The organism is Deltaproteobacteria bacterium HGW-Deltaproteobacteria-2 (assembly GCA_002840505.1).
Classification (GTDB): domain Bacteria; phylum Desulfobacterota; class Syntrophia; order Syntrophales; family Smithellaceae; genus Smithella.
Genome location: PHBC01000005.1, coordinates 179,600 through 191,757, shown reverse-complemented (window position 1 = coordinate 191,757; position 12,158 = coordinate 179,600). Strand labels below are relative to the sequence as shown.

Annotated in this window: 11 protein-coding genes and 1 tRNA gene; 11 read left to right on the top strand and 1 reads right to left on the bottom strand. The window is 46.3% G+C overall.

Going from position 1 to position 12,158, the window contains the following annotated elements; all coding sequences use genetic code 11:
• Positions 1 to 112 precede the first annotated feature (112 nt).
• The 9 genes from CVU62_11515 to CVU62_11475 all read left to right on the top strand — a co-directional run bounded on the left by CVU62_11515 (position 113) and on the right by CVU62_11475 (position 8,279).
• On the top strand, positions 113 to 496 hold the full coding sequence (locus CVU62_11515) for a hypothetical protein (GenBank protein ID PKN37223.1): 384 nt from the start codon (positions 113 to 115) through the stop codon (positions 494 to 496).
• A gap of 12 nt (positions 497 to 508) precedes the next feature.
• Entirely contained in the window at positions 509 to 1,552 is a 1,044-nt protein-coding gene (locus CVU62_11510) for a peptidase (protein ID PKN37222.1), read from the top strand.
• Positions 1,549 to 2,292: an ABC transporter gene (locus tag CVU62_11505; GenBank protein PKN37221.1), complete on the top strand. Its 744-nt coding sequence runs from the start codon at positions 1,549 to 1,551 to the stop codon at positions 2,290 to 2,292. The genes CVU62_11510 and CVU62_11505 overlap by 4 nt, the downstream gene beginning before the upstream one ends.
• Before the next feature lie 188 nt (positions 2,293 to 2,480).
• Positions 2,481 to 3,602 (top strand): hypothetical protein, encoded by a 1,122-nt coding sequence (locus CVU62_11500; protein PKN37220.1) that lies wholly within the window; start codon positions 2,481 to 2,483, stop codon positions 3,600 to 3,602.
• Entirely contained in the window at positions 3,593 to 3,904 is a 312-nt protein-coding gene (locus CVU62_11495) for an acyl carrier protein (protein PKN37219.1), read from the top strand. The genes CVU62_11500 and CVU62_11495 overlap by 10 nt, the downstream gene beginning before the upstream one ends.
• On the top strand, positions 3,901 to 5,061 hold the full coding sequence (locus CVU62_11490; GenBank protein PKN37218.1) for a hypothetical protein: 1,161 nt from the start codon (positions 3,901 to 3,903) through the stop codon (positions 5,059 to 5,061). Before CVU62_11495 ends, CVU62_11490 begins: the two co-directional genes overlap by 4 nt.
• A gap of 334 nt (positions 5,062 to 5,395) precedes the next feature.
• Positions 5,396 to 6,553 (top strand): hypothetical protein, encoded by a 1,158-nt coding sequence (locus CVU62_11485; GenBank protein PKN37217.1) that lies wholly within the window; start codon positions 5,396 to 5,398, stop codon positions 6,551 to 6,553.
• Positions 6,554 to 6,709: 156 nt separating this feature from the next.
• Entirely contained in the window at positions 6,710 to 8,176 is a 1,467-nt protein-coding gene (locus CVU62_11480; protein ID PKN37216.1) for a B12-binding domain-containing radical SAM protein, read from the top strand.
• A gap of 27 nt (positions 8,177 to 8,203) precedes the next feature.
• Positions 8,204 to 8,279 (top strand) — tRNA-Arg (locus CVU62_11475).
• A gap of 1 nt (position 8,280) precedes the next feature.
• Here CVU62_11475 and CVU62_11470 read toward each other — a convergent pair.
• Entirely contained in the window at positions 8,281 to 9,738 is a 1,458-nt protein-coding gene (locus CVU62_11470) for a hypothetical protein (protein ID PKN37215.1), read from the bottom strand.
• A gap of 128 nt (positions 9,739 to 9,866) precedes the next feature.
• On the opposite strand from CVU62_11470, the gene CVU62_11465 reads away from it, so the two are divergent.
• Both CVU62_11465 and CVU62_11460 read left to right on the top strand, forming a co-directional pair.
• Positions 9,867 to 11,396 carry a hypothetical protein gene (locus CVU62_11465; protein ID PKN37214.1) on the top strand — a complete coding sequence of 510 codons (1,530 nt, stop codon included), beginning with the start codon at positions 9,867 to 9,869 and terminating at the stop codon, positions 11,394 to 11,396.
• Positions 11,393 to 12,025, top strand: a complete 633-nt coding sequence (locus CVU62_11460) for a DNA-binding response regulator (protein ID PKN37213.1) — start codon at positions 11,393 to 11,395, stop codon at positions 12,023 to 12,025. The genes CVU62_11465 and CVU62_11460 overlap by 4 nt, the downstream gene beginning before the upstream one ends.
• Positions 12,026 to 12,158: the final 133 nt, after the last annotated feature.

Sequence of the window (12,158 nt, the reverse complement as noted above, 5' to 3'; positions counted from 1 at the left end):
TTTTGTTACAATCAATGTAAGTTATCAGATTCTTTTAGGTGAAAAATTACTTTTCACCTTGCTGATATTAGTATAAGAAGAAAAACTTCAATACAATCAAAAGGAACCGGCCATGGAATTAGAAGATGAACTTTTTAATGATGGGTTGCCGAAAGCGTATTACAAGCAAAACGATAAAGGGCAATATGTTCTTGAGACAAACGCTCCCTGGGCGGAAAAAGTATCTGTAGCCCTGCTTATTTCCGGTAATCGCGCCAATCTCGAGGAAATCAGAAAAGCAGTGATTGCCGGTCAGAAAAGCCCTCTTTGTTATTATATAGAAATGCGTCAGTTGACCCCGAAGATGCTGGCCAAGGCAGCGGGTATAGCGGTATTCCGGGTCAACAGGCATTTGCGCCCCGAGATATTTGCCAAACTTAAACCATCCGTTTTAAATCGTTACACAAAGGCCCTAAGGATTACACTGGAAGAATTAAAAACCGTGCCGAATATCTAAAATTGAGGAAGGATGCTATTTTTTATGACGACAGAACTCGCAACCGATGGTAAACCATTTGTCCATCAGCAGGCCGCGCATTGTGAGACAGGTGTTACATCCGCCCTGTTTCGTCATCAGGGCGTGGATATTTCCGAGCCGATGGTTTTCGGTATCGGCAGCGGTATTTTTTTCGGCTATCTGCCGTTTTTGAAACTTTCACATTTGCCGATCACTGCTTTTCGGTCTAAACCCGGATCGGTCTTTCGCAAGGCGGCCAAAAGGCTGGGTGCGAATTTTGTGATCAAGACTTATCGCGATCCGCAAAAAGGCATGGACGAACTAAGACAGGTGCTTAAAACCGGAAAGATTGTCGGTTTGGCTACTAATCTCTACTGGCTTCCCTATGTATCCGAACGTCACCGCCATAATTTTAGCGGACACAACATCATTGTTTTGCGTGAGATCGAATGCGGTTTTCGTATCAGCGACCCGACATTTGCTGTGGTCGATTGTACGGCGGATGGCCTGCAGCAGGCACGTTTCGTGCCTGGTCCTTTGAACCCCCGTGGTCATATGTATTACACCAAATCCGTAAATCCCCATCCTGATTTGCGCACAGCCTGCATCAAGGGAATGAAGGATTCCTGCAACGCAATGTTGAAAATCCCCATACCGATTTTTGGCGTTCGGGGTATTCGTTTTTTAGCAAAAAGAGTCGTTAAAAGTCCCGATAAACTTGGTTTTCAGGAAGCCTGTCGTAATCTTGCCGGTTTAGTCCGATGGGTGGAAGAGACCGGCACGGGTGGCGCCGGATTCCGTTACATGTATGCCGCCTTTATGCATGAAGCCGCCGGGCTGTTCGGTTCGGCCGAGCTTGCCGGTCTGGCAGAAGAGATGGATGCCATTGGCAACAACTGGCGTGAATTTTCCGTGGTATCCGCACGCATCATCAAGAAAAGAGGCAAAGAGGAAGCGACGTTTGCCAAAGCGGGGGAATTGATGCTGACCTGCGCGAACCGCGAAGAAGCATTTTTCAACAATTTGCAGAAAGTTGTCAGGAAACTCAAAGCATGAAGGCTCTGGAAATTTCCGGAATATCTTTTTCTTATAATTCACCGACTGATAAATCGGCAGCCGGAGGAATCGAGTACGCCCTGCATAATTTTTCCATGTCGGTGGAACAGGGAAAGATTCACGCGCTTTTGGGCCCCAATGGAGCAGGTAAAACCACGCTGATGAAAATCATCACCGGCGTTTTAAGAGGCTACTCGGGAGAAGTTTTTGTTCTGGGAAATAAAATGCCCGATAACACCGCTTTGATGTCCATCGGCTGCGCGCCTCAGGCCATTGCGCTTTACATGTCTCTGACGGCCCTGGAGAATCTGCATTTCTTCGGTGTTATGGCCAATCTCTCCGATAAACAGGTCGCCGAAAGATCGGATTATGTGCTTGCCCAGACAGGACTTACCGATCATGCCGACAAACTGGTTTCAACTTATTCCGGAGGAATGCAAAGACGCCTGAATCTGGCCGTGGCGCTGCTGCATTCGCCGAAACTGTTACTGCTCGATGAGCCAACTGTTGGCGTCGATCCGCAGAGCCGTAACCATATTTACGAAACGCTGATGAAACTTAATTCATCGGGCATGACTATTTTGTTATCCACGCATATAATGGAAGAAGCCGCCCGCCTGTGCTCCAATATAACATTGCTGGACAGGGGCAAGATCATTTTCGACGGGTCGATGTCCTCAATAGACAATCTGGAAAAATTCTTCCTGGAAAAGACAGGGCGGGGGCTGCGTGATGATTAAAGCACAAAAGGATTCTTCTTTGCATAACTTTGTTGGCGAGCCTGCCCCGGCGCAGGCCGGGGTCGACTTCTTCAACGTATTACAATACGACGGCGGGGCCTCCTCCTTGCCGCCGCGTTATGCTGTGAATAATCCATTTGTAAATTTGCAAAAATGAAGTAAAATTTTTTAATGCAGGTGAATATAACTTGATTAAACAGCAACTGAAAGAAATCGTCAAGAAAGAAACGTTGATCATGCTTCGCGACAAGCAGACGATCCTGCTTCTTTTTTTCATGCCGCTGGCCCTGATTTTTTTCATGACTCTGGCGTTTAAGGGCCTCTACGCGGACAAAATATATGAAAAAAAAATTACTACGGTTATTGAAAACGAATGCAAATCACCCAAAGCGAACCTGCTGGAGCAAAAAATACAGTCGAATAAGATGATTAAACGAGTTGAACTGCCGCCAGGTTTTGATAAAGATCGTATTTTTGAGTATGGTAAAACGCAGGTGCTGGTGATCATTCCCAAAGGTTTCGAGGAAGGAACACGACCTGTGGAACTTTATTTTGATCCCGTATTCGATACAGGCTACAAAGTCGCCGTCCGTTCGCTGATGACCAGCCTGACCGTGGAAGTCGTCATGGGCATAGACAACATTGATGCCCTGGTGGCCGGTATGATCACTGAGAAAACAAAGAAAGAAATGGATGTCCCCAGCCCTCTTCAGCTGACGGTACCGGCTTACGCGATATTCGCGATGTTTTTTATTGCCATTCCCATGTCCATCTTTTTTCTGAAAGAAAAAAATGACGGTACCCTGCAGCGTCTTTTTACATATTCCGTCAGCCCCAGCGTCATTGCCCTGGGGAAAATTATCCCTTATTACATCATCAACATTATTCAATTTGTGTTAATGCTGTTTGTCGGTGCTTTTATAGCACCCTACGTTATCGGTACCCCTTTTCAAATGGGAACCCATGTCTGGCATTTAATCCCTATTACACTGGTCGTGGCGGCCGCGACAACCAGCTTCGGTGTATTGATCGCGACGCTGGCCAAAACGCTGGAGCAGACTTCAACTCTGGCGGCAACGGGTGCAATTCTGATGGGGGTGCTGGGCGGCATTATGATACCGCACTTTGTCATGTCAAATACGATGCGAAAGCTGGCGATGATATCGCCGATATACTGGGCACATCAGTCTTATCTGGATGTTTTTTTACGCAACGCGGAATTCAGCACGATATTGCCTAAACTGGTCGTCTTGCTGTTTTTCGCGCTGGCTTGTTTCTTTATAGCGGGAAGGAGAGTCAAATGGATGTAAATCAGAAGTTGAAAGAATTAAATGTATCATCAAGGGAAGAATTAATTTTCAAGCTCAAGGAATTGATTATCAGGGCCTGCGAAATTACGGACGTGAAGCCGGAGGATGTACCTACCGATGTTCCTTTTATCGGCGGTCCCGGACCGCTACAACTGGATAGTCTCGACGCCATGGAAATCGCCATGGAAATAAGATTTGAGTTCGGCGTGGAACTGAAAAACGCCTCGACGGCGGCCAAAGCGATGCAATCGTTTGACTCGCTGGCCGATTTTATCATCGACGCACCGAAGGTTAAAAGATGACCAATGGGGATATTTATGTGCGTGGCTGGGGTGCTGTAACTTCACTGGGGTGGAGCGCTCCTGATTCAGCATGTAATTTAATCGCGGGAAAAGCACCTCCGGCAGCGGCAGGCGTCTCCTCTCATTTAATCAACCGCGAATATAAGGCTTTCGAAGTTTCCTATTCCGGCAATCCTTTCGATAAATCCATGGCCATGCTGGAGAGCGCGCTTACGGAAGCTTTTACGCGGGCGAATCTTTCCGCGGAGGAAATTGCCGAATCCAGTGTGCTGGTGGGCACGACAGGCGGTCTTTTTATCCGCAACGAATATGAATTTACCGAAGCTGTCCGTAAAAATCCGGATAAGGAATCACCGGCTATATCGTGCCGCAACCGCGGCCCTGGCGAGGTGGCCGATTTAATCGTCAATAAATATGGCATCACTGGCATGGCGCTGACCTTCAGTATGGCCTGTGTTTCGAGCTCGCATGCTCTGGTTGTTGCTGCCGATCTTATCCAGCGAAAAAAAATCCGCCGCGCGATAGTTGTCGGCTTTGAACCGCTACTGAACATGACCCTGCATGGATTTGCCAGCCTGCTCCTGTTTGATTACGACCAATGCCGGCCTTTTTGCGCGACCCGTGCCGGCATGCAAATCGGTGAAGCCGCCGCCGTTGTTATTCTGGATGCGGATAAATCATCTCCCTCAAAATATAAATTTGCCGGCGGCTATCAGTACAACGACATCAAAAGTATGACTTCCGCGGGAATTGATGGAGTAACTGTTAGCGAGGTAGTTCAACAAACATTAACATCTGCGTGCATATCCGCCGACGATGTCGTGGCCATTAAGGCCCACGGCACAGGCACAAGAGACAATGATCTTTCCGAGGGAAGAGGTCTGGTCAAACTTTTTGGAGAAAGACTTCCTCCGGTGGTTTCCCTCAAAGGAGCTATAGGCCACACGCTGGGCGCGGCAGGCGCGGTGGAAACAGCCACATGGCTTTCCTGCTGTGAAGAAGGATTTATCCCGCGCAGTTTCGGCTTTACCGAAATTGATCCGGAAATTGGTTTCGCGCCTTCTCAGACAAACATCGCAGCGCATGACGGAGCTTATCTGTTTACATTTTTCGGCTTCGGCGGAACATGCTCGAGTTATTTGATTATCAAGGAATGAAATAGGAAATGTCATTGCGAGTCCCGACTTGTCGGGACGTGGCAATCTTAAAACGATGTCATTGTGTATGGACGGGAATAACACTCGCCTGTCATTCCCGCGCAGACGGGAATCCAGAAACGAAAAGGATGATCTATGAATAAACAGTGGCGAATACTGTCCGGGATTTTGGCGGTCTTCCTTACTTGGGGATACATATTAAATTCAATAATAGTAGGTAATTGGACTGATTCCATATTAGTACTTGCGCTTGCCGCGTTATTTGGAATGTATGCTTGGCGAGGCAATAACTGGCCGTTAAAGTTTTTCTTTGGAAATGTAATTAAGAAGAATGATGGAAATGATTACTATGCTTCCATCGACTTTAGCTGGTTTAATAATTTATTCCGAAAAAAAGATAAAAGGCGAAAAGGAAATAATTCTATTTAATTACAAACTGGATTCCCGCCTGCGCGGGAATGACAAAAAAATTATGAATATGGAAAATATCAGACAAAATAAATCTACAGCGGCCATGCCGGTGATCGCGGCGAGTTATATCGGCCCGCCGCTGATGCCCAATCGCGATGCGCTTTGGGAAGAAAGCGAACTACCCCTTAATGCCGATGGTCTGGTGAACGAAGTCATGGGGCAGCCGATGCGCCGCGCCGGACGTTTCATCAAAATGGTGGCCTGCGGGGGACTGGCCTGCCTGCAGCAAGTTTCGCTCGATTATCTGAAAGGCCGGAAAACCGGAATCTTTCTGGCGACGGGATTGGGAAACGTCGACGAGATTCTGCCGTTTATTACGGAAGTGTTCAAGCACGGCGGAGGATTCCCCAGCCCCAATCAGTTCGCCAATTCGGTCAGCAACGCCGCCGCATTTGTTCTGGCAAAAATTTGCGAAGTTACGGGAACGGTGCTCACCATTTCTCAGGAAGAATTATCCTTTGAATCGGCTCTCTGGCTGGCACAAAGCTATTTGGAAAGCGGGGAAATAGAATTGGCCTTGGTCGGCGGGTGCGATATCTTTACTCCTACTGTTGAAGAATACCGCGAACGTGTAAACCTGAATTGCGGCAATTCCCGTAAAATGCCCATGGGGGAAGGCAGCTCCTGGCTTTTGCTGGGCAAGGACTCAGAAATAAATATCGGCAATATTCTGGCAGTGGAATTCGGAAATAAAATTATTGCGTCGGAAAATTGTTCCAAAAACAACGATATTTTAAAACATTGCGAAGAGATTATTTCCACGGCATCTCTTTCAGACGGCAACGGACGTAAAAAAAATCGAATTCTATTGCCCGGTTTCCGCATTAACAAAACAGAAACAGACCTCTGGAAAAGTGACGGATGGGCGATTGAAGATTATCTGCCTTGCTGCGGAATTCACTCAACGGCAGCTGCTTTTGGCATAGCCCGGGCGCTTAGGGAAAAACCATCCACCCTTTTCGTGCATTATAACCGCCACGCTTCGGGCAAACAGGTTTTTGTTGTGGGATCAACAAAATAAATATAATTGTCTGTCATTCCGTGTCCTCCGCTGGCGGAGGTGTCACGCAGTGACGGAGGTGGATATTTGGGGAATTTTTCCCCTAGTAGTACCCAACGGCTTCCACCCCCTTAATCCCCCGCCAGCGGGGGACAAACGCAGGAAGAAAATATTTAAATGGCTTCCTCTCAACAAAAAAAACGAATCGTCCTTGTTCATCCGCGGGGATTCAACTGGTTCCCCGGCAAGCGCGATATTACCGATATCGCCAACCGCATGGTACCGCAGGGCCTGCTTTCCATTGCCGCCTATCTGACGCAAAAAAAACATGATGTTTTCGTTTACGATTGCCTGGGCCCCGGCGCTTTGACAGATTTACAAAAACAGGCGCAAACGATTTTATCTTATCAACCTCATATTGTCGGATTCTCGGCAACAACATCATCATTCCCCGATGCCGCTGATCTGGCGGAAATAATTAAAAGACTATCTCCCAACACGATGACGGTATGCGGCGGAGTCCATGTTTCCGCTTTAGAAGAAAAACTTCTGCGGGATTACCCGGATTTTGATTTTCTGGTTGCCGGCGAAGGTGAAATAACAATGTCCGAGCTTGCTGCCGGTCTTGACCCTGCTGAAATCAAAGGATTGATCCGGTGGCAAAAAGCGGACGTCATCGTCAATGATCCGCGCCCGAAGATACAGGATTTGGATTTTCTGCCGTTTCCAGCTTATGAAAAACTTAATGGATTTCCCCGTGACTATCACCTACCGTTATTCAGTTACATCAACACGCCCGGAGCAACAATGATCACCTCACGTGGCTGCATGTATCAATGTTCTTATTGCGACCGTTCCGTTTTCAAAAAAGGTTTCCGTTACAATTCCGCCGATTACATTTATGAACACATGAAACATTTGCGGGAAAAATTCGGCGTTCGACATATCAATATTTACGACGATTTGTTTACCGCCAACCGCCAGCGAATAGTAAGCCTTTGCGAAAAACTCAGCCGCTATCCTCTGGGAATTAATTTCAACTGTGCCGTGCGCGTGGGTTACACTGATGATGATTTGCTGGGAATGCTGAAAAGAGCCGGCTGTCTCATGGTCTCACTGGGAATAGAATCGGCTGATCCGGAAATGCTAGAGAAGCATAAATCAGACGTATCGCTGGATGCTGTTCGCGATACCGTCCTGCGGATTCAAAATGCAGATTTACGTGCCAAAGGACTTTTTATGATGGGATTGCCGGGCGAGACGGAAGAGTCCATCAAGCGCACATCCGACTTTATCATTTCGCTGGGATTAGATGATATGAACATGGCCAAATTTACGCCTTTTCCCGGCGCGCCTCTCTGGAGCATCATAAAAGAAGAAGGAATTTTTAATGAAGACTGGCGGCTGATGAACTGTCTGAACTTTGTATTTGTTCCTAAAGACATAGCGTCCCGAGAAAGACTCGATCAACTATACAACGAACATGTAAAACGTTTTTATTCCGACAAAGAATGGCGCAAGAAATTCCGCAAACGCATTTGGCAACATCGCAAAAGCCTTATGTATTTATTGCGCCATCTGCCGGCATTCTGGTCGGCGAAAAATCAGTTTGAACCGGAAAAGAAAGAAAGAAGGGTCACGTAGCAAGGATCATGGGTCAAGATGCCGGATGCCCTGTAGCTCAGTAGGATAGAGCGACAGATTCCTAATCTGTGGGCCGCGTGTTCGACTCACGCCAGGGGCACCAATTATTCCTTTGCACCGGCTTTCTCCAGTATTTCTATAATATCTTTTTTGCCCTTCATTTTCGCTATGCCCAGGGCAGTATAGTCAATATCATCAATCGTCGTCTTTGCCTTTAGATTAGCACCCTTTTTCAAAAGAAGTTTGACGATCTCCGTATGACCATTCTCCGATGCCATCATCAAGGCAGTAACACCATCTGAGGATCTTTTTACATTTACATCAGCGCCTTTAACTAAAAGGAGTTTAACGATCTCAGTATGTCCGTTTTGCGATGTTACCATGAGAGCAGTTATATCGTCGGTATTTTTTACATTTACATCAGCGCCCTTTTCCAAAAGGAGTTTGACAATCTCCGTATGACCCTTTTCCGAAGCCATCATCAGGGCAGTTACGTCGTCTCGACTCTTTGCCTTTACATCAGCGTCCTTCTCCAAAAGGAGCTTGACGATCTCGGTATAGCCTTTTTGCGACGTCAGCATCAGGGCCGTTACACCATTACGATTCTTTGCCTTTACATCAGCGCCCTTTCCCAAAAGGAGCTTGACGATCTCGGTATGGCCGTTTTGCGATGTCACCATGAGGGCAGTTAAGCCGTCGGTATTTTTTGTTTTTACATTAGCACCTTTCGCCAGAAGGAGTTTGACGACATCAGTATAACCCTTCTCCGCAGCCATCATCAGGGCAGTTACGCCGTCACGATTCTTTGTATTTACATCAGCGCCTTTCTCCAAAAGGAGTTTGACGATCTCCGTATGGCCGTTTTGAGATGTCACCATGAGAGCAGTGAAGCCGTTGGTATTTTTTACATTTACATCAGCGCCTTTTTCCAAAAGGAGTTTGACGATCTCCGTATGGCCGTCTTGCGATGTTACCATGAGAGAAGTTACGCCGTTGGTATCTTCTATATTTACATCAGCACCCTTTTCCAAAAGGAGTTTGATAACCTCCATGTGACCTTTTTGCGATGTCACCATCAGGGCAGTTAAGCCGTCGGTATTTTTTATATTTACATCAGCACCTTTTTCCAAAAGGAATTTGACGACCTCCGTATGACCGTTCTCCGATGCCGCTATCAATGCCGTTACACCTTTTACAAAAATGCCATAATATTTTTTGATCAACGTTGCGTTAATATCAGCTCCGTTATTCAGTGCAACCTGAACTTCCGGAAGGTTTCCTTTTTCCGCGGCTTGAATCAATGAGGCATTTTTATCCGCAATACCCGCCTCAGCAAAAACAACAGGTATTAAAAAAATGCAGACTATAGAAAATAGTATTCGTTTCATTGGGCACCACTTTTTCATGATGGAAACATATAAAGAAGTCTTTTGTATGTCAATCATGAATATGAATCCCAAAGCAAGCCGCGGGGGCATTATTAAATTTAAAAATATTACTGCATCACGTTTGTAATATTTGAGTTTTACTAATGCCGCGTGTTCAACTCTCGCGAGGAGCACCAATTATATCCAGGATTTTAGCCAGGATATTCTGATATGTTTCGGCAGAGAAAACTGTGAAGCTATCGATCAAAGACATTTATTTTTCCAGCCGATTATGATTAAATAAAACATCTGCCTGACGATAAATGGAGGTGCGGATGAATCTGGCACGAATGTCCCAAAAAGAGTTGATCGATATGGTAAAAAGTCTCCGGACGCAATTGGCTGGACAGGACGCCTCCGCATCGATGGCAGCTTCCGGTGAAGATCTATACAAAATTCTGGCTCATAGTTCTCAAGTGGGTTTCTATATCATGCAGGACGGACATTTTAAGTTTATCAATTCACATTTTCGGGACTACACTGGCTACACTGAAGAAGAAATGCTCAGAATGAATCCTGTTTCATTTATTCTGCCCGAAGACCTCCGTAAGACGGCCAAAAACGCGATTATGATGCTAAAGGAACAGCGCTTTTCACCCTATGAATTCCGCATTATTACCAAAGATGGAAGGATTAAATGGATTATGGAAACAGTCATGTCCATTAAATTTAAAGAAAGGCGCGCTATATTGGGTAACTCGATGGATGTGACAGAACGGAAAGAAGCCAGCCGCCGGCTGGAAGAACTGGAAGCTCTGGAATCATCCATTCTCGATGCTATTCCACAGGCGGTGGTCGGTTTGCATGAACGCCGGATTAATTTTGCCAATAACGCGGTCAAAATAATATTTGGTTGGCATCGCGAGGAACTCATCGGCAATAGCATCCGCATGATTTATCGTAACGAAGAAGAAGCTGATGAAATAGGCGATATTTTTTATTCCAGCTTGGAAAAACAAAGAACCTATGAAACAGAATTTCCCTGCATGTGCAAGGACGGACGGGAAATTATCTGCCGGATGAAGGCTTCGCGTATCGGAGAAAAGCTGCGCGAAAAACGTATTGTAGTTACTTTTGAAGATATCACCAAGCAGAAGAAAGCACAGGAAGAACTGGAGCGCTCGCGTGAGGATTTGCGAAATCTTTCCATTCATCTTCAATCGGTGCGCGAGGAAGAAAGCACGCGTGTTGCCCGCAAAATCCATGACGAGCTGGGTCAGTCGCTCACTGCTCTGCAAATGGATTTATCCTGGCTGGAGAATCGTCTGCCGGCCAACAACAAAAATATCATGGAAAAGACAAGGAATATGTCTGCTCTGGTCAACTCAACTATTGAAAGCGTGCATAAAATTACGATGGAACTTCGTCCCAGTCTGCTCGACGATTTGGGACTGCCGGCAGCAATTGAATGGCAGGCTGGTGATTTTCAGAAACGCTCCAGAATTCGCTGTCAGGCGAATATACGTTGCGACACCGCTGTCATCAGTAAAGAAATGGCCACATCAATATTTCGTATTTTTCAGGAAATGCTCACTAATATCGCGAGACATTCAAAAGCCACGCAGTGCAAAGTAAGCCTTACGGAAAAAGACAAAGAGTTGTGTCTGGAGGTTACGGATAATGGTATCGGCATCACCCAATGGCAGGTTGATGATTCGCATTCTTTCGGTATGATCGGCATGCGCGAACGCGCTCATCTATGGGGCGGTACAGTCCATGTGCGCAATGCCAAACCTTCGGGGACAACAGTAAGGGTATTGATTCCATTGGATAAAGGAGAAAAACCATCATGATACGCATATTGGTTGCGGACGATCACGCCGTTGTACGTCAGGGCGTCAAACAAATTCTTGCAGACGAAAAGGACATGGCCGTTAAAGACGAAGCACAAAACGGTCCTGAAACACTGAAAAAGGTGACAGAAAATGAATATGATGTGGTACTTCTTGATATTTCCATGCCCGGCCGCAGTGGATTAGAAGTGCTCGAAGATATTAAGGCCCAGTGTCCGAAGCTCGCTGTGTTGATTTTAAGCATGCATCCGGAAGAACAGTATGCAGTTCGCGCACTAAAGGCTGGTGCTTCAGGATATCTCACCAAGGCCAGCGCTCCTCAGGAACTAATCGGCGCTATCCGCAAAGTGGCGTGTGGCGGTAAATACGTTACTTCATCGCTGGCGGAAAAGTTGGCTGATGAAATGGAAATAGATACTGAAAAACTGCCTCACGAAAGGCTTTCCAACCGTGAACACCAGATTATGCTGATGCTGGCGGAAGGCAAAACCGTTTCCGACGTTGCCGGTGAACTTTGCTTAAGCGTCAAAACCATCAGCACCTACCGCACCCGCATTATGTCCAAAATGGGTATGAAAAAGAATGCCGAACTCACGCTTTACGCTGTTCACAACAAACTCATAAACTAGCTTACTTTTAATTTAATTCTTTTAAGAATGATGGTGATGTTTGTCAGACAAAAACTGTCAGACTATCCAGTTTTTTTCTGACAAACAAACAAGACTCACGCTGATATTATCTTTTTCATGCCTGTGCTAATCC